This is a genomic window from Arthrobacter sp. GAS37 (genome assembly GCF_044908325.1).
Lineage (GTDB): Bacteria > Actinomycetota > Actinomycetes > Actinomycetales > Micrococcaceae > Arthrobacter > Arthrobacter ramosus.
The window spans coordinates 1-23,599 of the sequence record NZ_JBIYDB010000010.1; the positions used below are offsets into that span (position 1 = coordinate 1).

A 23,599-nucleotide genomic window follows, 5' to 3' on the forward strand; every position below is an offset into this window, starting at 1 on the left:
CTCGCTGTTCCACGGGGTGCTCCCCGGTATTGCGTCGGCTGAGCAGACCCGCACGTTTCCGGGGCCGCTTCGGTGGGTGCCCTTTACACTGCCCTCCCCCCCCCGCCGCCGTCGTTCGTTAATCGGTTGGCCCCGACGCGGAACGGATCGGCTCGCAATCGCCGGGCACCCGCCGTCGTAACGAGCAGTTCGCTCTGAATTAACCGCTTGAAAGTCAACTACCTGCCGGTAATGTTTGATCCACCATGTTCACGCTGACCATCAACCAACGCGACAGCCGCGGCAACGGGGACCTCGTACCGCAGCTGCTCAAAGACTTGCGCCATATCCCTGCGTGCTTGGACTTTGACCGCTCGGTGGAGGACGAAGTCCAGGGCATCGTGGAATTCCCGCATCAGGCCGTGGATTCAGCGCTCATCGCCCTGCGGAGCGGACAGTGGTATGTGGGAATCGGCGTCGGACCCGTCAACGAACCCCTGCCCAAGCAAATCAAGGACGCCTCCGGACACGGCCTGGTCTATGCACGCCGCGCCGTGGACCGCTTGCGGAATGGCAAAGAGCGGGTCCCTGTGGCCGTCGAGGGGCCGATCGCTGCCCTCGCTGCCGAATCGGAGGCAGTACTGCGGCTCCTAGGGCACATTGTGCAGCATCGGAGCGTTGCTGAGTGGCGCGTCCTGGACTTGCTGACGCCGGGCGTGCGTGGACAACAGAAGACCGTGGCCCAGGAACTGGGGATCAGCACCCAAGCCGTAAGTAAGGCCCTGGCCCGCGCCCAATGGGTGGAGGAGCACGCTGCCAGGCCGGCCGCAGCCCGCTTGCTGCAGTTGATCCTCGAGGTTTACTGACTGCGTCGGCACGCCTTCGGCCATATCGTCCTCGACACACCATTCCTCCCGGCCTACCTTGAGTCCATGATCTCCAAGCCAAAGCTTGGGCGGCTTCTTCCCGCGCTCAGGCAGGCCGTCACAGGCCACCGACTCCTGTTTGCCGCAAAGACGGCCGTCGCGGCCGGGTTGGCTTGGTACCTCGCGCCGTTTATGCCTGGGACGGCCGCCTCCTATCCCTACTACGCGCCCTTGGGCGTCTTGGTCAGCATGCACCCCACCGTTGCGGCTTCCGCCAAGCACGGGCTGCAAAGCCTGCTGGGACTCGCATCGGGCATTGCCATGGCCTTCGCAGTGACCACAGTCACGGCCCCGAACGTACTGGCGGTGGCCGTCGTCGTCGGTCTGGGCGTGGTTATCGGCGGTCTGCCAAGGCTTGGAAGCGCCTCCGAGTGGGTTCCCATGGCGGCGTTGTTCGTGCTGGTCCTGGGTTATTCGAATGCGCAGGGATTCTCTTTCGCATACGTCCTGCAAATGGGCATGGGAGTGGCAGTCGGTTTCGCGGTGAACTGGCTGGTCTTTCCGCCCCTGCATCTCGAAGGCATCGATCCTGCCATCGACGGACACCAACGGGCACTGTCCAAGCAACTCAGGGACATGGCCAGCGCCATGACGGAATCCTGGCCACCGAACCATGAAGAATGGGCAAGCCGCAGCGGCGAGCTCGCACGTACCGCGACCGCGGTGCGGACAGCTGTCCAGGCGGCGCGTCCGTTAACGCCACCGCGTCGGTCGCGATGAGCCTGCGGCGTATCATCACTGTGGTCTCCGACGCCGCCTGAGCTGCGGTGAGCGTCCGCGGCCGGCCCCGCTGGGGGCTGTTACACCAAGCGACGCAGGATGAGGGCCGCACCGTCGTCGTACACCGAAGCGGTAACCTCATCCGCGACGGCGATGACTTCCTCAGGCGCCTGGCCCATGGCGACACCGCGCCCGGCCCAGCTGAGCATCTCGATGTCATTGCGGCCGTCCCCCACTGCCACCGTGTGGCGGGGGTGGGTGCCGAGCCGCTGGCGCAACTGCTCCAAGGCGCTGGCCTTGGTGACCCCGGCGGCGGCGATATCCAGCCAGGCCGTCCAGCCCACCGAGTAGGTGACCCCGGACAGCCCGATCTTGCGAATGGCCGTGGAAAATTCTTCAGCCGTGTTCTCGCTGCTGAAGACCACGACACGCACCGCAGTGGCATCGAGCATCGTCTGGAAGTCGACGCCGATTGCCTCAACGCCGAAGCTGGCGTCCTGGAACCGCTCGGTGGAGAGGAAGTTCCCGTCCTCGTCCTCGAGCGCGTACTTGGCGGACGGAAGCTGCTCGCGAAGAGCCATCAGCGCCGGGGCGGGATCGAAAGTGGCTTTGTGAATGATCTCGTAGCCTGTGTCCAGCTGGGGGTCGAGCCGCAACGTGACGCCGCCGTTGCAGCACACGGCATACCCGCGATCCAGTCCGATCTGCTCAATGATGGGCAAGGTGGCGTTCAGCGAGCGGCCGGTGGCGATCAGGACGTCATGTCCGTGGGCGACGACTGCCCTTGCGGCGTCGCGGACACTTGGCGACATGTGGCCATCGTGATCCACGAGGGTTCCGTCGACGTCCAACGCGATCATGAGTTTGTGATTCAAATTCCGCTGGTCATCGATGCCAGCGACTGAGGTACCAGTCAAAATAGTCATGCCTCCAGTGAAGCAGACCTCACCCGGCACCAGCTAGGACGCAGGACACAGCAACGGATTAACACGCGGTGAATACTCCCAGGTTTGTCCACAGTGTGAGTGTTAACCTGAGGCTCTGGCGCGAGGCCTGGGCGGTACCTGGCACGCGGCCCATTTCCCATTCCGCAGCCCCATCCCGCAGCCTGTTTCCCATTCGGGCGCTTGTGGACAGGGGATCTGAAACTAGAGCCGGGGTCGGCTCCGAGGCCGTAGTCCGGCGCGGAGGAGCTTCTGCCGAAGACGGCCTGGCTGCTCCAGATCCGCCCAATTCCACCTGACGACGGTGAACCCCAAGGCACGGATGCTGTCCTCACGTAGCTTCTCCTGATACACGACCTCTTCCGGGCTCCAATCCCCCCGCATGTCCTCGTCCGCGTACTTTTGCTTGCCATCGAATTCGCCCGCGATCAATTCCTCCGGCCACCAGAAATCGGTTCTGGCAACGAACTGGCCGGAGTCAACAATCGTGTGCTGTTGGAGCGGTTGCTCAAAGCCCAGCAGTTCTATGACAGCCCTGCTGAACGACTCCCCGACTGATTCGGCCTTCGTGTGGGCCAAACTCGCGATGCGGACTGCCCGGTGCTTGGTGGCATCAGCCACGATGCCGTCCAGTGCCAAGGCGATCCCAGGGTGTTCGATCAAGCAAGCACCTTGCCCTAGCAGACCCTGTTGCCACAGCATTCGTGCGATTCCGTCAGCTACAACCAGCGCGCGGCTGAAGGACGAGGTACACATGACATCCATGGCAGTCTGCACCGGACTCGTGCACGAAAAATGGCCGGAAACCACGGCCTGCGCGTCGCGTCGAAGGACGTACCGCATGGGATGGTTGCCTGCATTCCGGGCCTTTTCGGCAAGCGCGCTGTTTCCGTGGACCACAAACGTTGCTGGCCGCCGTCCCGTGATTCGCTCCGAGGAAGTAGCTAGATCGACGAACTCCGGGGGGCGAAGTGTCGGGACGCCGAGCACGACAGCCGCGGACTCACCGCAAAAGACCGGCTGGTCGAATGCCAGACCGACCGCCGCTGCGGACCACTCGAACCTCTGGGCAGGTGTCGCTTCCACCCAGGTGGAGGTTTTCACGTAGTACCCGCGCCTCAGCCGGACGAGGCGGCCTGCCCTGAACGGCCGGTGAATCACAGCTGTGGAGCCGGTGAGAGCCAGCCGCTCGGCGGAGACAATGAGCTGCGGAGGGATGTCCATGGAATTACTATCCATGGATCGTTCCGCAGCGTCAGCCGTGCTTTGGCTCTATGTGGACAAAGCCGGGCTGTGGAGGACGAGTGCGTACCGCCTACCGGGGCTACAGAACGGGCAGGACCTCAAGGCCGCCGATGTACTTCTGGAGTGCCTTGGGGACGTTGACCGAGCCATCGGGGTTCTGGTGGTGCTCCAGGATGGCCACGATCCAGCGGGTAGTGGCCAGCGTGCCATTCAGGGTCGCGACGGCGCGGGTGCCTTTTGCTACGCCGTCCTCATTGACCGCCCGCTCACGGATGTTGAGGCGGCGGGCCTGGAAGGTGGTGCAGTTGGACGTAGAGGTGAGTTCGCGGTATGCGTTCTGGGTGGGGACCCAGGCTTCGCAGTCGAACTTCCGGGCCGCGGACATGCCGAGATCGCCCGCCGCGGTGTCGATCACGCGGTACGGGAGCTCGACCTTGGCCAGCATTTCCTCTTCCCAGGCCAGGAGTCGCTCGTGCTCGGCAGCGGCTTCTTCAACCGTGGTGTAGATGAACATCTCTACCTTGTTGAACTGGTGGACGCGGATGATGCCGCGGGTGTCCTTGCCGTGCGAACCGGCTTCGCGGCGGTAGCAGGAACTCTGCCCGGCGTAGCGGATGGGGCCGGCGGAAAGGTCCAGGATCTCGTCCGAGTGGTAGCCGGCGAGGGCCACTTCCGAGGTTCCCACGAGGTAGAGGTCGTCTTCGGCGAGACGGTAGATCTCGGCGTCGTGCTTTACATCGAAACCGGTGCCCTGCATGATCTCCGGACGCACCAAAGTGGGGGTGATCATCGGTACGAAGCCGGCCTCGATGGCTTGGTCCATGGCCATCTGCAGCAGTGCCATCTCCAGGCGGGCACCGACGCCGCGGAGGAAGTAGAAGCGCGCACCGGACACCTTGGCGCCGCGTTCCATGTCGATCGCGCCGATGAGTTCGCCGATTTCCAGGTGGTCCCGTGGCTCGAAATCAGGGAATTCGCGTGGTGTCCCGACCGTCTTGACCACCACGAAGTCGTCCTCGCCACCCTCGGGCACACCGTCCACAATCAGGTTGGGGATGACACGGAGCAGCTCTTCCTGCTTGGCCTGCGCGGCGTCGGCTTCGGCAGAGGCGGCCTTGACCGAGTTGGCCAGTTCCTTGACCTCGGCCAACAGCGCCTGCTTTTCCTCGCCCTTGGCCTGTGCCACCTTCTTGCCGAAGACGTTCTGCTCCGCACGGAGGTTTTCGTAGCGGATCAGTGCCGCGCGGCGGTCTGCATCGGCGGAAATGATCGCGTCCACCACGGACTCGTCGGCGCCGCGGGCGCGCTGGCTGGCACGGAACTTGTCCGGGTTTTCGCTGAGGTCTTTTACGTCGATCACCAGACAAGAGTATCGAATGAGCGAGCAGCTCCGCGGCCAGCGCCCGACGGCGGCAGGCACCCCCTGCCGCCGTGCACGGCCGCACCTGTAGCGGGATAGGGTTGAAGCACCATGAGCGACTGGATCCTGTACGTGATTCTGGCTGGGGGCGTGGTCTTCGCCGTCTCCAGTTGGTGGGGCGTGCGCCGCCTCAGGGCCAGGCATACCCGCAGCGCTGTGCGCGAAGACGCTCACAAGCCCGAAGCCGGCTTGCAAAGGGTGGCCGTGATCCTCAATCCGGTGAAGGCGAAGGCCGAGGACGCGCGGAGGATCATCCGGGAAGCCTGCCATCTTGCGGGCTGGGACGAACCCCGTTTCTTCGACACCACCGCGGAGGACCCTGGCCATTCGCAGACCAAGGCGGCACTCGCGTATAGGCCCGACGTCGTACTCGTCGGCGGCGGCGACGGTACCGTGCGCGTCGTGGCAGAGACCCTCGCGCACACCGACGTCGCGATGGGCTTGATTCCCCTCGGAACCGGAAACCTGCTGGCACGCAACGTGAATCTGGATGTCAACGATCTGCGGGGCAACGTCCACACAGCGCTCTTCGGTCACCAGCGCTACATCGACACCGCCCGAATGGCGATCCACAACGAGCGGACAGGCGCCTCTTCCGAGCATGCTTTCCTGGTGATCGCGGGCATGGGACTGGATGCCGAGGTTGTGGGCGATACCAATGACGGCCTCAAGAAGGCAGTCGGCTGGCTGGCCTACACCGAGGCGGGCGTCCGCCACCTACCGGGTCGGCGCAAAAGGGTCTCCATTGCAATGGACGACGAGCCCGAGCAATCCCGGAAAATCCGAAGCGTCCTGTTCGCCAACTGCGGCCTGATTCCAGGGGGCATCGACTTCATCCCCGGGGCGATGATCGACGACGGCGTCCTGGACGTTGTGGTCATGAGCCCCCGCAGCGCCATCGGCTGGATCGCGGTGTACGCCAAAATCTTGTTCAAGCACAACCGGAACCTGCCGGTCATGAATTACTACCGTTCGGGCAAGGTGGTCATCAGCAGCAGCGAACCGATGGCCACGCAACTTGACGGTGATCCCTCGGGCGAAGCCACAAAAGTCACCGTCAAGGTGGAGCCGCGTTCTCTCCTGGTACGCGTGCAATAAGCGGTGCGCGTGCGATAGCGCAACGCGCTATTTGGCGTTCTTCGCCGCTTCCGTTGCTTTTTGTTCTGCCAACTTGCGTTCTGCCAACTTGTGTTCTGCCAAGGCTTTGGCGGCCGCGCGCGCTTCCGATTGCTCGCGAATCATAGCCTGTTCTTCCTCAAAGCGCAGCCGATCGGCCCGGTCGGCGTCGTCGCCGTCCCAGTCCTGGTTGTCCGCCTTGGGCTTGGGGTTGACGATCATTCCCTGGCCGCTGGTGTCATTGCTATTTCCTGACATGGCCCGCTCCCTCCGTTAGGGGCATGCGTCCATCAATTGTGGATCAAGCAAGCATACGCACAGTTTTATCCACGCGATAGGGGTTGAAGAGTCAATTATCCAACGCTTTGCGGAGCGGATTCGGGCCGGTCAAGCGCCCGGTTCCCCACCCAGAATGCCCCGAACCCAGGCATGTGCGGATGCGAACGCGGCGTCGGAGGTATGCGGAGCAACCAAGGCTTTCTGCTCGTCCGCCCGTGCATAGGACCCCAGGAAGCGGGTGGCCGGGCTGATCCGGTGCAAGCCCGCCAAAGCATCGGCTACCCGGGCGTCCGAGGCATGGCCGTCGGCGTCGATACTGAAGAAGTAGTGACCCAGATACTGGCCGGTAGGCCGGGACTCGATGCGGCTGAGGTTGACTCCGCGGGTGGCAAACTGGTCCAGGATTTCCATCAGGGCGCCTGGACGGTCTTCGGGAAGGGGCACGACGACGGTGGTCTTGTCCGCGCCGGTGCGTTCAGTCAGTGCACCGGGACGGCTGACGAGGACGAAGCGGGTAACTGCGCCGGGGTTGTCGCCGATGTTCTCTGCGAGGATATTCAGGCCGGGCCGTTCAGCCGCGACAAGGGGGGCGCAGATGGCGGCGTCATAGTGCGCCTCGCCTTCGAGAAGCCCGACGGCGGCTGCCGCCGTGGAGGAGCCCGGCACGTATTCCGCATTCGGGATATTTTCGTCGACCCACAGCCGGCACTGGGCCCAGGCATGGCCGTGGGTGGATATCCGGCGGATGTCCGAGATCTTAACTCCAGGCCGGGCAACCAGCACGAACGTGATGGGAACGAGGGCTTCACGGATGATCCGCAGTTCGGTTCCGGTGGCAATAGCATCCAGGGTGGCGGTCACGCCGCCCTCCACCGAATTCTCGATCGGCACCATGGCCGCATCCGCCTCGCCTTGGCGAACCCTTTCCAATGCCGTGTTCACATTGGTGCAAGGCACCCTGTTGGCATCGGCCGCGCCGGGGACCTGCAGGAGGGCAGCCTCGGTGAAGGTGCCTTCCGGACCGAGGAAGGTGTAGGTGAGCGCGGACGCCGACATTGAATATTCCTTAGGTGTTATGCGTCGCGACTAGAGGACAACCGGCTTGAGGCCGTTCTCCGAAACCATCGGGCGGCCGGACTCGAACCACATGTCCATGCCTCCGGCGATGTTGGTGGCGGTGTAGCCCTGCCCCACCAGCCACTGAACCGCCCGATAGGACCGTCCGCCCGTGCGGCAGATGACATACAGGTCATCGTCAGGGTCAAGTTCGTCAAGCCGGGCCGGGATCTGGTCAAGGGGAATATGCAATGCACCCTCGGCGTGGCCCGCTACCCATTCGTAATCCTCCCGGACATCCAGGATTTTCGCGTCCGCCGGAACATCGCCGACAGGCACGGTCTCGAAATCGCTCACGTGGGTCCCTTCCAGTTGATTCAGATCTCCAATCAAGCCTAGTACGCGCCGGCTACCCTTACCTCGCTTCGCTACGGCAAGGGAACCCTCGCGGCAGGTTACGCTACTTCCTCACTCCGCCGCCGCGGCACTAGTGTTGGCGCTAAATGTTCGCCGTTGTGGCGATCGAGACCGCTCAAGGCAGGGAGGAGGCACCATGGCTGCTCGCGAGACCACTATCCTGGCAACCTCCGGCGGCTATAAGTCCGGTCATCGCACCAGGATGGAGTTCGACCTCCTGGTTCACCATGCCGTCGAACTCTCCGGAGTCGCCGGACGCGCGCCGCGAGTTGCGCATATCGGCACAGCTTCCGGTGACCAGCGTTGGTTCGCCGCGGAATTGGACCAAGCCGCACGGGTTTCGGGCTTCGATTTCAGCCACCTCAACCTTTTCACTATGCCTAATTACAGCGATCCCGAGGCGTACCTTTTGGAACAGGACGTGGTGTGGGTCAACGGTGGCTCCGTGGTCAATATGCTGGCCGTGTGGCGTGCGCATGGACTGGACGGAATTCTGAGGCGCGTCTGGGAACAGGGTGTGGTGCTGGCCGGAGTGTCCGCGGGCTCGATTTGTTGGTTCGAAGGCGGCACCACGGATTCCTACGGCCCTGAGTTGCGCGCAGTGACCAACGGACTGGGCTTCCTCCCCTACGCCAATGGTGTCCACTATGACTCCGAACCGGGCCGCCGCCCGCTGGTTCACCGGTTGGTGGCAGAGGGTGTGCTGGGCGAAACGCACTGCACCGACGACGGCGTCGGGCTCGTTTACAAGGGCACGGAACTTGTGGACGTGGTTGCCGAAGTCAGGGGCAAGGCTGCTTATCGCGTCACCGCGGTACCCGGCGATTCGGCCGACGCCGTTCCCGTTGCCGTGGAGGAGCGTTTGGAGTCCCGATTCCTTGGCTGATATCCACGAACTCGGCGCGGTCGAGTTGCGCCAAGCCCTGGCCGCCGGTCAGCTCTCTGCAGCTGAGGTGACGGAACACTTCCTTGCGAGGATCGGCCAGCTGAACCATACGCTGGGCGCCTTCGTCACGGTGACGCCAGACCAGGCCATGCTCGATGCCCGAGCCGCTGACGCAGCGTACGTTCGCCGGCGCAACGGAGGTCCCGAGCTTCCCCTCCTGCACGGTGTGCCGCTGGCTTTCAAAGACCTCAGCGATGTTGCGGGAGTCGTGACCACTCACGGCAGTGGTGCCCTGGACCGTAAGCCTGCTCCGGAGGACGGAGCCCTTGCCGCGACACTTAAAGGCGCCGGTGCCATCTCACTGGGCAAGACTCAGGTTCCGGAGTTCGGACTCACGGCTTATAGCGAAAACCGCATCGCACCGCCGTCGCGCAATCCACACGCATTGAGCCGCAGCTCCGGCGGGTCTTCGGGAGGCAGCGCTGCCGCGGTTGCGGCGGCCTTGGTTCCCTTCGCGCCCGGGAGCGACGGCGGCGGGTCGATACGTATTCCCGCTGCGGCATGTGGGCTGCTGGGGCTGAAGCCGGGCCGGGGCTTGGTGCCGGCCGGGGAAAGCGTCGGGGACGCGGCACGACTCGTGGTGGCCGGTCCCTTGGCGCGCTCCGCCGCGGACGCTGCGCTCATGATGGATGCCCTCGTCCCGCACGGAATCCGGCCGGAAGGGGGCTACCTCGCGGGCCTGGAGGAAGCGCCCGCGGCCCTGCGCATCGGCGCGAGCCTGGACAGCCCGTGGTCCGCCACCTTCCCCTTCGCCCCGGAGCAAGAAGCCCTGGGTGCCCTCGCCAGGGGCATCGAACTGCTGACGGAAGCGGGCCATTCGGTGCTCGACGCCGAGATCCGCTACGACAATCGCTATCCGGAAGCGTTCACGACCGCCTGGACCGCCGGCGTCGGGAGCGCCCGGATCCTGCCCCAGCGCGAAGCCCTGCTGACCCCGCTGACCCGGACCTTCCGGCGTCGGGCGCAACAGCGGAGCGCGGGTAAGGTCAACGAAGCGCTCGGCTTCCTGCGGCAGTTCACCCACGACACCGTCGCCCAGTACGCCCAGTGGGACCTCGTCCTGACGCCGTCGCTGGCACAGACGCCACGGCCCGTGGGCTGGTTCACCGGGACAATGCCCGGAGGCGAGCAATGGCCGGCCCCCGATTGGCCCGGCGACGCAGACGACGACTACCGCAAGCAATGCGAGTTTGCGCCCTGGTCCTCCATGGTGAACGTGTGCGGACTGCCGGCGATCACCGTGCCCGTTCATTGGACCGGCCCAACGCCTGGAACGGGGTTTCCGATGGGAATCCAGCTCATCGGAAAACAGGGATCCGAGCTCCTGCTCCTGCGGCTCGCAAGGCAGCTTGAGCGGCAGCAAAAACCAGCGCTCCACCCCGGCGAATAGTTGCCCTAGGCACCTAAATGATATGACAATGCGCTCAGTCAATGTCACCATGGATTAGATGAGCACAACTCTAGACACGCGGACGCCCGCCAAAAACGCGGGCGATACGTCATTTTTCGGCCACCCAAAGATGCTGGCCAGCCTCTTCTCCGTAGAAATGTGGGAACGATTCTCCTTCTACGGCATGCAGGGAATCCTGCTTTACTACATGTACTTCACTGCGGACCACGGCGGACTCTCGATCGACAAATCGCTCGCCGCCGGACTGGTTGGCGCGTACGGCGGAGGTGTATACCTCTCCACGATCCTCGGCGCATGGTTGGCGGACCGGCTTTTCGGCTCCGAACGGGTACTTTTCGGTTCCGCCATCATGATCATGGCCGGCCACATCGCTCTTGCCCTCCTGCCCGGGATCCCGGGCCTGGTGGCAGGCCTGGTGCTGGTGGGTATCGGATCCGGCGGCCTCAAAGCCAACGCAACAGCACTGGTCGGCACGCTTTATGGGGAGAAGGACGAACGGCGTGACGCCGGCTTCTCCATCTTCTACATGGGCATCAACCTCGGCGCCCTCATCGGACCGCTCGTTACCGGCTGGCTGCAGGAAAGCAACGGCTTCCACTGGGGCTTCGGCGCAGCCGCAATCGGCATGGCGATCGGCCTCGTCATCTATGCACTGGGCCGAAACAAGCTCCCAGAAGAAGCCCACCGCGTCCCGAACCCCCTTCCCTCCGCACAGCGGAGCCGTTACGGGCTCATCTTCCTCGGCATCGCCGTCGTGATCGCCGGGCTGCTGATGACCGGTGTGGTCAACCCCGGCAACCTGGCCCGCAGCATGGCTTACGCAGCCATTGTCGCCTCGCTGATCTATTTCACGCTGATCTTCAGGAGCAAGAAGGTCACGCCGTTTGAGCGCAAGCGTGTTGTCGCGTTCATTCCCCTGTACATCGCGTCGGCAGCGTTCTGGGCACTCTTCCAGCAGCAGTTCACGTTCATTGCCGTGTACTCGGAGGAAAAACTGGACCGCAACCTCTTCGGCTGGGAAATGCCAGCAGCCTGGGTACAGTCCATCAACCCCGTATTCATCATCGTCTTCGCAGGCGTCATGGCTGCCCTGTGGACAAAACTTGGTCCGAAGCAGCCAGGATCCGCCATCAAGTTCGCTGCCGGACTCTTCATCATGGGCCTTGCGTTCCTGGCCTTCATCCCCCTGACCGGGGCCGGAAAGACCCCGCTGCTGGTGCTTGTGGGAATCCTCTTCCTCTTCACCTTGGCCGAGTTGTTCCTGTCCCCCATCGGCCTGTCCGTGAGCACCAAGCTGGCCCCCAAGGCCTTCCACACCCAGATGGTGGCCCTGTTCTTCCTCTCGGTGTCTCTCGGCACCGCGCTGGCCGGCATCCTGGCCGGACTGTACAACCCCGACAACGAACTGCCGTACTTCCTGGGCGTCGGCGGCACGGCCGTGGTCATCGCCGTGGCCTTGGCAGCCGGCTCGCCCGCCATCAAGAAATTGATGGGCGGCGTGCGTTAGTCACGTAGCCGACTTAAACCGCGACGGCGGCCGGTGCGTTGGGCGGGTTACCGCCAGACGCACCGGCCGCCGTCGTTTTTGCTAGTAGTTGTAGTTGTAACGCGAAGCGGTCGCAGCAAAAATCGCGATAAAGACCCAGAATATGATCACGCCAACAATGCCGAGGTACCCCATGACTAGGCCCGCAATGGCCATGCCTTTGCCGGCCGGTTCCTTCTTGAGGGCCATGTGGCCGAGGATCACGGCGGCAATCTGGGGCAGGACGAAGATGCCAAGGCCCACGAATACCGCGATCCCGCAGCACATGCTCGCAATACTCAGGCCCTTGGGCTCGACGGGCATGCCATAGTAAGCGGGCTGTCCGTAAGGGCTGGCCGGCTGCCCGTACGCGGGCTGGCCCTGGGGAGGTTGCCCATACGGCGAAGCGGGCTGTCCGTAGGGGCCGGCCGGCTGCTGTCCGTAGGCCGGCTGGCCAAATTGAGCCGGACCGCCCTGGGGCTGGCCATACGGTTCCTGCGGCTGCTGCGCTTGCGGCTGTGGCTGGCCGTAGGGTCCAGAAGCCGTCGGCGAGGCAAACGGCTGCTCGCCGTACGGGATTTCGCCGGGTTGGGGTGCGGGCGGAATGTACGACGGCGGTTCGTAGCCCTTGGGCGGTTCGTCACCCTCGGGAGCGTTCTCGGGTTTGGCTGGCTGGTCGGTCACGGTAAATCCCCCTTGCGAGTCTTTGTGCCCAGCCTACCGCCGAGCGAAGGCGCACATAAGCTCCGGTGCCCCAGCTCCCCAAGCCCATGCCGCACTCCGGTAAACGGGCAGTGAATCTTCGTCGGTCAAGCGGAAATACGAAGTCACAGGTACCGCAATAGTGGGTTTTCTCTTCATGCGCACCGGACGGTCTGGCATGCTGGGTCAATGGCTAGCCGTGCGGGCACTGTTGCCCTTCCCCAGGACCTTGTAGACATCACCGCTCTTCTTGACGCGTACTACGACGTGACGCCGGATCTGAGTGATCCCGCGCAGCGCGTTGCCTTCGGCACCTCCGGGCATCGGGGGTCGAGCCTCAAGGCCTCATTCAATGAAGGGCATATCCTCGCCATCACCCAGGCGATCGTGGAATACCGCACCGGGCAGGGCATTACCGGACCTCTCTTCCTGGCCAAGGACACCCACGGACTCAGCGAACCAGCGCAGAATTCTGCCCTTGAAGTCCTCGCCGCCAACGGCGTCAACGTACTGATCGACGCGCGGCACGGCTACACGCCCACCCCGGCCCTGAGCCACGCGATCCTCAAGTACAACAACGAAGCCGGCCCCGGCCAGCCCCAGGCGGACGGCATCGTGGTGACCCCGAGCCACAACCCTCCGGCCGACGGTGGCTTCAAGTACAACCCCCCGCACGGCGGCCCTGCCGACACGGACGCCACCGGCTGGATCGCCAACCGCGCCAACGAGCTCCTGGAAAACGGCCTGCGCGGCGTCAAGCGGATTCCTTTGAACGACGCCCTCAAAGCGGATGGCACGGGCAAGTTCGATTTCCTGAGCAGCTACGTGGACGACCTCCCATCCGTCCTGGATCTCGATGCGATCCGCACGGCGGGCGTCCGCATCGGCGCGGACCCCATGGGCGGCGCCTCCGTGGACTACTGGGGTGAAATCGGCGAGCGTCACCAGCTCGACCTGACCGTGGTCAACCCCACCGTGGACCCGCAGTGGGCTTTCATGACCCTCGACTGGGATGAGAAGATCCGCATGGACTGCTCCTCGCCGTCGGCCATGGCCTCACTCATCAAGCGCATGTCCGACAGCGCTTCGGCCGGCACCGGTGCCTTCGACGTCGCTACCGGAAACGACGCCGACGCCGACCGCCACGGCATCGTGACGCCCTTTGTTGACGGGCAGGGCGGCTTGATGAACCCGAACCACTACCTCGCCGTCGCGATCGACTACCTTTACCGCAACCGCACAGGCTGGAACCCGGAGTCCGTGGTCGGCAAGACCCTCGTCTCATCGTCCATCATTGACCGCGTAGCCGCTGGACTAGGCCGCAAGCTCGTGGAAGTTCCCGTGGGCTTCAAGTGGTTCGTCCCCGGCCTGCTCTCCGGCGAGGGCGCCTTCGGTGGCGAAGAATCCGCGGGCGCCTCGTTCAACAAGCGCGACGGAAGCGTCTGGACCACCGACAAGGACGGCATCCTGCTGGCCCTCCTGGCATCGGAGATCACGGCGGTCACCGGCAAGTCGCCGTCCCAGCTGTACAAGGGCCTCACGGACCAGTTCGGCGCGCCCGTCTATGCCCGGATCGACGCCGCTGCCACGCGTGAGCAGAAGGCCAAGCTCGGCAAGCTCTCCGCCGCGGATGTCACGGCCACCACGCTTGCGGGCGAGGAAATCACCGCCAAGCTGACCGAGGCTCCGGGCAATGGTGCCCCAATCGGCGGCCTCAAGGTTGTCACGGAGAACGCCTGGTTCGCGGCCCGCCCGTCAGGAACCGAGGACGTCTACAAGATCTACGCCGAGTCCTTCAAGGGTGCCGAGCACCTCAAGCAGGTCCAGGAAGAGGCCAAGGCGCTCGTGGACGGCGTGATCTCCTAGCCCTCGCTAGTTTGGCTCCGCCGGGAGGCGCCACAGCTTGAGGATTCGGCGAATGGTGTGGTTGCCTTCCGGCGCCATGTCCACCAGCGCGATCTGGTCGAGCACGACGGCGTCACCCGGCTTGGGGCGCTTGCCGTCGTGATGCGAAATATGCGGGCGGTAGTGCTCCATGACGTAGCGCGGGGTTGCCACGCGCCCTCCGACGCTTGCCACAGCGTCGAACAACTCCTCGTGCAGGCCCTGCAAAACGGGATGGTGTTCCACGAGGCTGACCGGGATGGACCCTTGGTGACCGAATCCGGCGTCGGGCCCTACCGTGAGATCCGCCCCTAAGGCGCCCATCGCGGGCGCCGTGACGAGCTCGCTGAGGCGCGCGGCGACGTCGTCATCATCGGAGGGATCGACGTCGAACCTCAACAATGTGATGTGCAGCGGCCAGTCACTACGCGGGAAGACCAGCCCGTCAGCCACGGCTTCGACGAACGCCACCAGAATCAGGTTCCGCATAAGGAAATTTTGCCACCGCAGCGCCGCTCCCACTCACCAGACGTGAGCGAGCGTTGTCGGAAAAGACCCTAAAAGTGAGCGAGGGTCGGTCGAGGAAAACGCTCGCTCAGATATACCGCCTCACGGACCGACGCTCGCTCAGATATACCGCCATAAGCGCGAACGCCCGCTCACAAGAGTGAGCGGGCGTTGGCGAAAAGGACGTCAAAAGTGAGCGAGGGTTAGACGGTGCGGACGACGTCCTCGTAGGCGAACTTCGGCTTGGCTTCGCCGAACGCGTCCGGACCCGGCTGGCCGATGTTGACCACGAGGAAGCTCTTCTGGTCCCCGGCCGGGAAGAACTCGGTGTCGATCGCAGCGAAGTCGGCACCGGTCATGGGGCCGGCAGCGAAGCCGAGCGAGCGGACGGCGAGGATGAAGTAGCCGGCCTGCAGGTGGGCGTTGTTGTTGCCCGTGGTTGCGGTGAACTCGGGGTTGGCGTCGTACATGGCCTTCGGGGCGGAGTAGACCGGGAGGAACTTGTCCCACTGCTCGTGCCAAGCGGTGTCGTAGGAGAGCACGGCAACGAGCGGAGCAGAAGCGGTCTTGGCCTTGTTGCCCGGAGAGAGGGTCTCGACGAGCTTGGCGCGGGCCTCGTCCGAACGGACGTAAGTGACGCGCAGCGGCTGGGAGTTGAACGCCGTCGGTCCGAACTTGGTCAGTTCGTAAATGGCCCGCGCCTGCTCCTCGGAGACCTCACCGGCAAAGGAGTTGGCAGTGCGGGCTTCGGCAAAGATGGCGTCGACTGCTGCGGCGTCAATCACTGCTTCTTCGTGGGCGATCGTCATTCGCGTACCTTTCGCTGTGCCCGCAGCCGTGGACGGCCGGGCGCTTATGCTTTCCATGGTTGCAACTTCAACTTCGCCGCGCCTCTTCCCGTGAAGCCACGTGACGTTCCACACAGCGGAATCGGCAGGTCGTCCGGGCGGTAAGGTTGCACCCGGACAATCACAACTTCAGGGAAGGCTCCCGTCGATGAGCATGCTCGGAACCAAATGGAAGCTGCACGGCAACGGCAAGACGATCCGGCCGGGACACGTGGTGGCACCCGAGGAGCGGCTGGCGTGGCCGTTGACCATCGGCGTCGGCATGCAGCACGTCGTTGCGATGTTCGGAGCCACCTTCCTGGTGCCCATCATCACGGGCATGCCACCGGCCACCACACTGCTCTTTTCCGGCATCGGCACTCTGTTGTTCCTGGTCATCACCAAGGGCCGGGTACCCAGCTACCTTGGTTCGAGCTTTGCTTTCATCGCCCCTATCCTGGCGTCCCAGCAGCAGTTCGGCGTTCCCGGCGCGCTGGGCGGAGTGGTGCTTGCCGGCGTCGTACTGGCGCTTGTCGGCGCGGTAGTGCAGAAGTTCGGCGCTGAGTGGATCAACCGGACGATGCCGCCTATTGTCACCGGCGCAATCGTCGCCCTGATCGGCCTGAACTTGGCGCCGGCCGCAAAGGCGAACTTCGACAAGGCCCCGGTGACCGCCCTCGTGACGCTGGTGACGATCATCCTGGTGAGCGTCCTATTCCGCGGCATTCTGGGCCGCTTGAGCATCCTGGTTGGCGTTGTAGTGGGTTACCTTACCGCCATGGCGGGCGGCGAAGTGGACTACTCCAAGATGGACTCGGCCTCGTGGATCGGCCTGCCGCACTTCCAGACTCCCGAGTTCCACCTCGGCGTCGTGGGCTTGTTCGTGCCGGTTGTCTTGGTGCTCGTGGCCGAGAACGTGGGGCACGTGAAGTCCGTTGCCGCCATGACTGGCCGAAACCTCGACGACGTCTCCGGCCGCGCGTTGATGGCAGACGGTGTCGCGACGGTCCTCGCCGGATTCGGCGGCGGCTCAGGCACCACCACCTACGCCGAGAACATCGGCGTCATGGCAGCCACGAAGGTCTACTCGACGGCGGCCTACTGGGTTGCCGGTGCCTTCGCCATCCTCCTGAGTTTCTCGCCCAAGTTCGGCGAACTGATTGCCACCGTTCCCGCTGGGGTGCTCGGCGGTGCCGCGACCATGCTCTACGGGATGATCGGCGTCCTGGGCGTGAAGATCTGGGTGCAGAACAAGGTCAACTTCTCCAACCCCATCAACCTGACCACGGCCGCGGTTGCTTTGATTATCGGGATCGCGGATTACACGTGGACCATCGGCGAACTCAAGTTCACGGGCATCGCACTGGGCTCGGCCGCTGCTTTGGTGGTCTACCACGGCATGAAGGGCATAGCCCGTTGGCGCGGGACGGTCGCCGAGCCGGAGATGGAGATGGCAGGGCTGCCGCCGGCGGCGAAGGCAGCGATGAACGCGGCGGCAAAGAGGAGCGGGAAGCAGAAGTAGGGGCTTCCATAAGTTCGGCGGGGAGGGTAGCCCTCCCCGCCGAACACTTAGCTATGACAGGCGCACGCGGACAATCTCACTGACAGCCTTGCCGTCGAAGCGGCCAGCGACTTTTTCGGTGACCGGCTTCATGACGTAGCCCATGTGCATCAGGCTCAACTCCACGCCGTCGGCCTTCAGTGAGGCGATGGTCTCGTCAACAATGGACTCGACTTCTTCGGCGGTCAGTGGTTCCGGCAGGTAGGCCTCGATTACCTCGGCATCCGCGATCTCCGTGGCGGCCCGCTCGGACTCTCCGGCCTCCTCGTAGAGGCGGGCGACCTCGTGATACTGGGAAGCCTCCTTTTGCAGCATGGCCGTGATCTGGGTGTCGTCCAGGTGGATCGGCGCCTGTCCGGCCTTCTCACGGGTGTCGATCTCACTCAGGACGTTGCGCGTGGCGTTCAGGGCGACGCGGTTGCCATCCTTCATATGGCTGACGACGTCTGCGTGCAGCCGCTCTTTCAAGGTGGACATGGTGTGCTCCTCGATTCGATTTGCCATGCTGGCCGGCTGCCAGCCCGGCAGGCGGTGACGGCGTCCCGGGCGGGGTCGTCGCATCGTAGGTGCATGGCAGAAGTCAGAGCCATGCTTTTGTACGTTAATTATCTGCCCGGTGATGCCGAGTAACCCAGTTGAGCATGCCCCCTCTTGGCACTCAGGAATGGACATATTCGCACTATGTCCATTCCTCGTTGCCAACGGGGGGCATGTCCCTTGGTGGACCGGAACTTAGACCCCTTCAAGCACCTGGCTCGTAGCCCATGCAAGGTACTTGGCGGCGTTCGCTATGGCGTCCGCGGCGTCGGGCACGCCATCCCGACGTTGTGCGACGTCGAGCAACTGCGCTGCAGCAACCACTCCGTGGCCGGCTAGTTCCTCGGGGGTCACCAGGATCCTGCCGGCCACCACAATCACCGGAATGCCTTGCCCGTGGGCCGAATCCGCGAGAGCAATGGGTGCCTTGCCTGTCAGCGACTGCGAGTCCATGGATCCTTCGCCGGTGATCACCAGGTCCGCGCCGCCGAGCTGTTCGGGAAGCCCCGTCAGTCCCGCCACGAGGGCGAACCCGCCTTCGAGCGTCGCCTGGGTGAAGGCCAAGAACGACGCCGGGAATCCGCCGGCCGCTCCGGCACCGGGAACGTTGACGTCGTGTCCGCCAGCTTCCCGCAGCAGGGAAGCCCAGTTGCGCAGGCCGGCGTCGAGCAGTTCCACCGCGTCCTCGTCCGCGCCCTTTTGCGGGCCGAAAACATGCGCGGCGCCGTCGCTGCCGAAGAGGGGATTCTGGACGTCGACGGCGATCCGGAACCGAACCGCGGTCAGGCGCGGATCCAGCCCGGAGACGTCGAGGGACACGACGTCGGCGAGCGAGCCACCGCCGAGCGGAACCACATTTCCGGCCGCGTCCAGGGGCTTGAGTCCGAGCGCACGCAACGCGCCGCTGCCGCCGTCGGACATCGCGGAACCGCCCACCCCGAGCACAATCTCGGTGGCTCCGGCGTCGAGGGCCGCGGCGATGAGCTGGCCGCAACCGTAGCTGTGGGCGCGCAAGGCGTTCTCCGGCGTCGGCTCCATGTGTGCCAATCCGGACGCCTGTGCGGTTTCGATCACCGCGATGGCTCCGCCGAAAGCATTTTGCCGGATGGCCCACGCAGCGCCCACCGGTTTGAGAATGGGGCCGACGACGGCATTGATCCGCTCTTCGTAGCCTGCCGCCACAGCTGCTTCCAGTGTTCCTTCGCCCCCGTCGGCTATGGGAAACTGCGTCACCACGGCATCCGGATACACGCGCAATGCCCCTTCGGCCATCGCCGAAGCCGCTTCTGCGGCGGTGAGGGAACCTTTGAACTTGTCCGGGGCAATCAGGATGCGCATGCTCCCATCCTGCCAGCGGGGCTAAGCTTTTCGCAGATTCGTACGTGGAGATGTCGAAAACAGCTCACGCCGTTCGTATAGAGGATGAGACGCGGGCAAGGTGCCGGCGCCACATCCCAAGGAGGAACAGTCATGTCACGCTATCTGCTCAGCATCTACCAGCCCGACGGCCCCGCCCCGGAGCCCGAAGTCCTCAACAAAATCATGGCCGATCTTGACGTCCTGAACCAGGAAATGCGAGACGCCGGCGCCTGGGTTTTCACGGGCGGCCTGCACCCGGCCAGCACCTCCACGGTGGTACGCGTGAACGACGGCGAAGTACTCACCACGGACGGCCCCTTCGCCGAGGCCAAGGAACACGTGGGCGGCCTGTGGGTGATCGAAGCCCCGGACCTGGACGTGGCACTTGGCTGGGGACGCAAAGCCGCCCAAGCCACCACGCTGCCAATCGAGGTCCGGCCGTTCGCGGGCTACCGGGAATAGTTTCCCATGGTCCATATTTCTGAGATCGGACAAATATTCCGCGAAGAGTATGGACGCTCCGTGGCTGTCCTGGTCCGCGTTTTGGGCAGCATCGATGCCGCCGAAGACGCGGTCCAGGATGCCTTCACCGAGGCCGTGGCGCGCTGGCCCGACGCCGGGCTGCCGCCAAGTCCCGCGGGCTGGATCATCACCACGGCCCGCAACCGCGCCATCGACCGGCTCCGCCGCGAGGCCTCCGGCAGGGAGAAACTCGCCCGGGCCGCGCTCCTGCACGGCGATGAACGCGGCGATGAACCCGAAGGAATCGATGTGGACACCGTGGAAGACGACCAGCTCCGGCTGATCTTTACGTGTTGCCACCCCGCACTCAACGGGGCCGCGCAGGTGGCCCTGACACTCAAGCTCCTGGGCGGGCTCAGCACCGCCGAAATCGCCCACGCTTTCATCGTCCCCGAGCCAACCATGGCACAGCGCCTGGTGCGGGCGAAAGGAAAGATCCGCGATGCCCATATCCCCTACCGGGTACCGAGCGGGGCCGAGCTGCCGGAGCGGTTGAAGTCGGTGCTGGCGGTGGTCTACCTGGTCTTCAACGAGGGCTACGCGGCAAGTTCAGGGGCCGGGCTGGTGCGCGAAGACCTCTGCCGCGAGGCTATACGCCTCGGCCGGCTCATCATGGAACTCATGCCTGATGAGCCCGAAGCCAAAGGGCTCCTGGCCCTCATGCTTCTGCTAAATGCCCGCCGCACAGCACGGACAAGTTCCGACGGCGGCCTGGTGCTCCTCGCGGACCAGGACCGCAGCCTCTGGGACTCCGATCTAATAGCGGAAGGGCAACTGCTGGTGCGGGAATGCCTGAAGAGGAACCAGCCCGGACCGTACCAATTGCAAGCTGCCATCAACGCTGTGCACAGCGATACCGCACAACCCGCGGACACGGATTGGCGCCAAATCCTGGCGCTGTACGGGCAACTCATGGCCATGGAGCCGACCCCGGTGATCGCCTTGAACAGGGCCATTGCCCTCGCGGAGGTGGAAGGACCCGCCGCGGGGCTTGCCGCCGTCGACGTGCTTGAACTGGGCAACTACTACCTGTTCCACGCCGTGCGGGCGGATCTCCTCCGACGCTTGGGCCGTGACGACGAAGCTGTCGCCGCCTACCGGGCAGCGCGGGAGCGCACCGATAACGACGCCGAGCGGGACTTCCTGGCGGCACGCGCCCGGGCGCTCACCACCACTGGCCCCGGCGCTGCAGCACCGACTTCAGACGATCCGCACGGTCGGTGACCAGGCCGTCCACTCCCATCTCCAGCAGCCTGGCCATCTCGGCGGGATCGTTGACTGTCCAGACGTGAACCTGCAGCCCAAACCGATGCGCGCGCCGCAGGAAACCGGGCGTCACTACCGTCACGGGGCCGTAGCGGACCGGCACCTGGAGGGCATCGACGTCGTGCAGGATCTTCCGCAGCCAGCGGTCCGGAAGAAGCGGTTCCAAAAGAGTAAAGGCAGCGTTGCAGGCGATTCCAGCTGAAGACGCCGTGCGGCGGCGGAGCAGGCGCAGGACCGCCCGACGACGTCGGTCGGAGAAGCTCGCGATCAGCACCCGGTCATGGGCATCGAGTTGTTCAATGACTCCGGCGAGGGGTTTGACGGTATGCCAATCCTTGACGTCGACGTTCAGCCGCGCCTCGGGGAATTCCGTCAGGACGTCTGCCAAGTGGGGAATTGCTTCGCGGCCCCCGATGCGAGCCTTGGCAATCTCGGCAGCGCTGAGGCTGGAGATGGGGCCGTGGGCATCTGTGACACGGTCGAGGGTGTCGTCGTGAAAAAGGAGCACCACGCCGTCGGCAGTGGTGCGGGCATCGGTTTCAAGATGCGTGATGCCAAGCTCAAGCGCGGCCCTGAATGCTGCGGCCGAGTTCTCAAAGCCATCCGGCGAAAACCCGCGGTGCGCGAAGGCAAGCGGAGCGGATTGTCCGTCCGGGCGACTGAAGAAGGGCAAATGCGAGCTCACACGGGTAGCGTAACCCGGCCGTGCCGCCCGCGACCCCGTCAGGATTCCTGCGGGACGATCTCCACGCCGTCGCCGCAGTGCACCAGCGTGCGGCCGCGGCCGCCGTCGAGGTTTACCCAGACCACGCTGTGGTCGCTCGAAACGGCGTCCACTTGGCCGGGGTTCTCAAACCCCGGCGCGAGCTTGACGCTCACGCGGTCTCCGCGGCGCAACTGCTTCCAATGTTCGGCCGGCACTGCGCGGCGAACGGGGGCCTCGGGCCACCCCGTCGTCTTTCTCTTGGCCATCATGTCCCCTGTGATCGGCATCGAATACGGCAAGAGCATACGGGGACTAGTTGAACGGCAGTTGGACTGAAGCTGTGTAATGGGTGAGCGCTCCCAACTAGCCAGCAATTGTTGTCGTTTAGAGGCCTGAAAACGACATTAACTGTTAGCTAGTTGGGAGCGCCCGGTCGGAAAGGGATCCCTAGATGATCGCGGCGCGGAGTTGCTTCGCGGCCAGCGCGGGGTCGTCGGCTCCGTAAATGGAGCCGCCGACGACGGCGACATCCGCTCCGGCGCGCTGGACGGCTCCGATCGTGGACAGGTTCACGCCGCCGGCCACGGAGAACGGCACGCGGGCTTCCTCGCCGGCGCTCAGCAGGACATCCAGGTTGTAGCCCGGCTTTGCCTGCTCGTCGAGGCCGGCGTGGAACTCGATGAACTTGGCACCGAGGGCGCGGGCCTCCTTGGCACGGGTCACTTTGTCCGCCACGCCGATCAGGTCCACCACGATGCCCTTGTTGTGGGCCTTGGCTGCCTTGACTGCACCCGCGATCGTGGAGTCGTCTGCGCCGCCGAGCACTGAGACGAGGTCCGCGCCGGCTTTGAAAGCGATGTCGGCTTCGAGTTCGCCGGCATCCATGGTCTTGAGGTCGGCGAACACGATCTTGTCCGGGTGGGCTTCCTTGATGGCGGTCACGGCGGACAGGCCTTCGCTTTTCACGAGGGGAGTGCCGAGTTCGATGATGTCAACGTATTCGGCCACCTTGCCCGCAATTTCGAGGGCAGCTTCGGTGGTGAGGACGTCGATGGCGACTTGCAGCTTCATGGAGGGGTTCTCTTTCCGTAGTTTGTTGTGCTGTTGGTGCGATGGAATCAGGGGCTATTCGAGGTTGGCGTGGCGGAGCCAGAGTTCCTCGGCCGGGGTTGCGTCGTTGTCCCACAGGGTCTGGAACACTGCTTCGGCAACGAGGAAGAGGACCTGCTCGAATAGACTGCCGGAGTACTGGCGGGACACTGTGGACCCGTGGTCTGTCTTCTGCGCCGCAGGAATGATGACGACGACGTCGGCCAGTTCCGCGAGCGGGGACGTTGCGTTCGTGGTGTACACGGCGATCCTGGCGCCGGCTTTGGACGCCGTCTCAGCGGCGCGCACGACACCGGAGGTCGTCCCGGAGCCCGAGGCAAGCAGCAGGAGGTCACCCGAGCGGATGGCCGGCGTCGTGGTGTCCCCCGCGATGTGCACGTCGAAGCCGAGGTGCATCAGCCGCATCGCGGCCATCCGCAGGACAAGGCCGCTGCGGCCGGCTCCTGCAACAAAGATCCGGCCGGTGGCCGAGTTCCCAGCGGTCTGGACTTCCGTGGCCAAGCGGGACAGTTGCCGCAGGTCCACTTCAGCGGCCGTTTCCGCGATCTCGCTGCCCACGAGGGCCAGGCTTAGCTCGACATCCGATGCGGCGTGGACAGTCTCGGCGGTGGTGGTCATGCGTTACCTCCTGCTC

25 protein-coding genes are annotated in these 23,599 nt (G+C 64.4%); 10 read left to right on the forward strand and 15 right to left on the reverse strand.

From position 1 onward, the window contains the following. The first annotated feature begins 245 nt into the window (after positions 1–245). Both ABH924_RS10435 and ABH924_RS10440 read left to right on the forward strand, forming a co-directional pair. Entirely contained in the window at positions 246–845 is a 600-nt protein-coding gene (locus tag ABH924_RS10435; protein WP_404498598.1) for a hypothetical protein, read from the forward strand. Positions 846–911: 66 nt separating this feature from the next. After that, complete coding sequence (locus ABH924_RS10440; protein WP_404498600.1) at positions 912–1,625, forward strand: aromatic acid exporter family protein; 714 nt, start codon at positions 912–914, stop codon at positions 1,623–1,625. A gap of 80 nt (positions 1,626–1,705) precedes the next feature. On the opposite strand, the gene ABH924_RS10445 is transcribed toward ABH924_RS10440, so the two are convergent. From ABH924_RS10445 to serS, 3 genes are all read right to left on the reverse strand, one after another. Continuing rightward, positions 1,706–2,551, reverse strand: a complete 846-nt coding sequence (locus ABH924_RS10445; RefSeq protein ID WP_234754888.1) for an HAD family hydrolase — start codon at positions 2,549–2,551, stop codon at positions 1,706–1,708. A 222-nt stretch (positions 2,552–2,773) separates the two neighbouring features. Next, positions 2,774–3,793: a hypothetical protein gene (locus ABH924_RS10450; protein ID WP_404498602.1), complete on the reverse strand. Its 1,020-nt coding sequence runs from the start codon at positions 3,791–3,793 to the stop codon at positions 2,774–2,776. Between the two features lie 100 nt (positions 3,794–3,893). Next, the gene (gene serS, locus ABH924_RS10455; RefSeq protein WP_404498604.1) at positions 3,894–5,174 is read right to left on the reverse strand and encodes a serine--tRNA ligase; all 1,281 of its coding nucleotides are present in this window, start codon (positions 5,172–5,174) and stop codon (positions 3,894–3,896) included. Positions 5,175–5,285: 111 nt separating this feature from the next. Here serS and ABH924_RS10460 point away from each other — a divergent pair, with 111 nt between their 5' ends. Continuing rightward, positions 5,286–6,332 (forward strand): diacylglycerol kinase family protein, encoded by a 1,047-nt coding sequence (locus ABH924_RS10460; RefSeq protein ID WP_404498606.1) that lies wholly within the window; start codon positions 5,286–5,288, stop codon positions 6,330–6,332. A 27-nt stretch (positions 6,333–6,359) separates the two neighbouring features. Here ABH924_RS10460 and ABH924_RS10465 read toward each other — a convergent pair whose 3' ends face one another. From ABH924_RS10465 to ABH924_RS10475, 3 genes are all read right to left on the reverse strand, one after another. Next, positions 6,360–6,608 (reverse strand): hypothetical protein, encoded by a 249-nt coding sequence (locus ABH924_RS10465; RefSeq protein WP_234754884.1) that lies wholly within the window; start codon positions 6,606–6,608, stop codon positions 6,360–6,362. Between the two features lie 129 nt (positions 6,609–6,737). Next, entirely contained in the window at positions 6,738–7,685 is a 948-nt protein-coding gene (gene pheA / locus ABH924_RS10470) for a prephenate dehydratase (RefSeq protein WP_404498608.1), read from the reverse strand. 30 nt (positions 7,686–7,715) lie between these two features. Next, a complete protein-coding gene (locus ABH924_RS10475) occupies positions 7,716–8,042 on the reverse strand; it encodes a rhodanese-like domain-containing protein (RefSeq protein WP_234754882.1) in 327 nt (108 codons plus the stop codon). Between the two features lie 196 nt (positions 8,043–8,238). On the opposite strand from ABH924_RS10475, the gene ABH924_RS10480 reads away from it, so the two are divergent. The 3 genes from ABH924_RS10480 to ABH924_RS10490 are packed head-to-tail and all read left to right on the forward strand — an operon-like array spanning position 8,239 to position 11,966. After that, complete coding sequence (locus ABH924_RS10480) at positions 8,239–8,988, forward strand: Type 1 glutamine amidotransferase-like domain-containing protein (protein WP_404498610.1); 750 nt, start codon at positions 8,239–8,241, stop codon at positions 8,986–8,988. Next, positions 8,981–10,438, forward strand: a complete 1,458-nt coding sequence (locus ABH924_RS10485; RefSeq protein WP_404498612.1) for an amidase — start codon at positions 8,981–8,983, stop codon at positions 10,436–10,438. The genes ABH924_RS10480 and ABH924_RS10485 overlap by 8 nt, the downstream gene beginning before the upstream one ends. Positions 10,439–10,496: 58 nt before the next feature. Next, positions 10,497–11,966 carry a peptide MFS transporter gene (locus ABH924_RS10490; protein ID WP_404498614.1) on the forward strand — a complete coding sequence of 490 codons (1,470 nt, stop codon included), beginning with the start codon at positions 10,497–10,499 and terminating at the stop codon, positions 11,964–11,966. An 81-nt stretch (positions 11,967–12,047) separates the two neighbouring features. Here the strand turns inward: ABH924_RS10490 and ABH924_RS10495 are convergent, their stop codons facing one another. Beyond that, entirely contained in the window at positions 12,048–12,668 is a 621-nt protein-coding gene (locus ABH924_RS10495; RefSeq protein WP_404498616.1) for a DUF4190 domain-containing protein, read from the reverse strand. Between the two features lie 207 nt (positions 12,669–12,875). On the opposite strand from ABH924_RS10495, the gene pgm reads away from it, so the two are divergent. Next, positions 12,876–14,552 (forward strand): phosphoglucomutase (alpha-D-glucose-1,6-bisphosphate-dependent), encoded by a 1,677-nt coding sequence (pgm, locus tag ABH924_RS10500; protein WP_404498618.1) that lies wholly within the window; start codon positions 12,876–12,878, stop codon positions 14,550–14,552. A 6-nt stretch (positions 14,553–14,558) separates the two neighbouring features. Here pgm and ABH924_RS10505 read toward each other — a convergent pair whose 3' ends face one another. Further along, a complete protein-coding gene (locus ABH924_RS10505) occupies positions 14,559–15,059 on the reverse strand; it encodes a 2'-5' RNA ligase family protein (protein WP_404498620.1) in 501 nt (166 codons plus the stop codon). Positions 15,060–15,280: 221 nt separating this feature from the next. Next, positions 15,281–15,886 carry a malonic semialdehyde reductase gene (locus ABH924_RS10510; protein WP_404498622.1) on the reverse strand — a complete coding sequence of 202 codons (606 nt, stop codon included), beginning with the start codon at positions 15,884–15,886 and terminating at the stop codon, positions 15,281–15,283. A gap of 187 nt (positions 15,887–16,073) precedes the next feature. Here ABH924_RS10510 and ABH924_RS10515 point away from each other — a divergent pair, with 187 nt between their 5' ends. After that, positions 16,074–17,426 carry a uracil-xanthine permease family protein gene (locus tag ABH924_RS10515; protein ID WP_404498624.1) on the forward strand — a complete coding sequence of 451 codons (1,353 nt, stop codon included), beginning with the start codon at positions 16,074–16,076 and terminating at the stop codon, positions 17,424–17,426. A gap of 51 nt (positions 17,427–17,477) precedes the next feature. On the opposite strand, the gene ABH924_RS10520 is transcribed toward ABH924_RS10515, so the two are convergent. Beyond that, the gene (locus ABH924_RS10520; RefSeq protein WP_404498625.1) at positions 17,478–17,942 is read right to left on the reverse strand and encodes a GatB/YqeY domain-containing protein; all 465 of its coding nucleotides are present in this window, start codon (positions 17,940–17,942) and stop codon (positions 17,478–17,480) included. 255 nt (positions 17,943–18,197) lie between these two features. Further along, entirely contained in the window at positions 18,198–19,340 is a 1,143-nt protein-coding gene (locus ABH924_RS10525; RefSeq protein ID WP_404498627.1) for a glycerate kinase, read from the reverse strand. A 132-nt stretch (positions 19,341–19,472) separates the two neighbouring features. Between ABH924_RS10525 and ABH924_RS10530 the strand changes: the two genes are divergently transcribed. Both ABH924_RS10530 and ABH924_RS10535 read left to right on the forward strand, forming a co-directional pair. After that, entirely contained in the window at positions 19,473–19,823 is a 351-nt protein-coding gene (locus ABH924_RS10530; protein WP_234753028.1) for a YciI family protein, read from the forward strand. Positions 19,824–19,829: 6 nt separating this feature from the next. Next, positions 19,830–21,107: an RNA polymerase sigma factor gene (locus ABH924_RS10535; protein ID WP_404498629.1), complete on the forward strand. Its 1,278-nt coding sequence runs from the start codon at positions 19,830–19,832 to the stop codon at positions 21,105–21,107. Here the strand turns inward: ABH924_RS10535 and ABH924_RS10540 are convergent. From ABH924_RS10540 to hxlB, 4 genes are all read right to left on the reverse strand, one after another. Beyond that, the gene (locus tag ABH924_RS10540; protein ID WP_404498631.1) at positions 21,049–21,834 is read right to left on the reverse strand and encodes a glycerophosphodiester phosphodiesterase family protein; all 786 of its coding nucleotides are present in this window, start codon (positions 21,832–21,834) and stop codon (positions 21,049–21,051) included. The genes ABH924_RS10535 and ABH924_RS10540 overlap by 59 nt on opposite strands. A 38-nt stretch (positions 21,835–21,872) precedes the next feature. Then, a complete protein-coding gene (locus ABH924_RS10545) occupies positions 21,873–22,121 on the reverse strand; it encodes a hypothetical protein (RefSeq protein ID WP_078107057.1) in 249 nt (82 codons plus the stop codon). Between the two features lie 181 nt (positions 22,122–22,302). Further along, entirely contained in the window at positions 22,303–22,926 is a 624-nt protein-coding gene (hxlA, locus tag ABH924_RS10550) for a 3-hexulose-6-phosphate synthase (RefSeq protein WP_234753024.1), read from the reverse strand. Positions 22,927–22,980: 54 nt separating this feature from the next. Further along, the gene (gene hxlB / locus ABH924_RS10555) at positions 22,981–23,583 is read right to left on the reverse strand and encodes a 6-phospho-3-hexuloisomerase (protein ID WP_404498633.1); all 603 of its coding nucleotides are present in this window, start codon (positions 23,581–23,583) and stop codon (positions 22,981–22,983) included. Positions 23,584–23,599 lie beyond the last annotated feature (16 nt).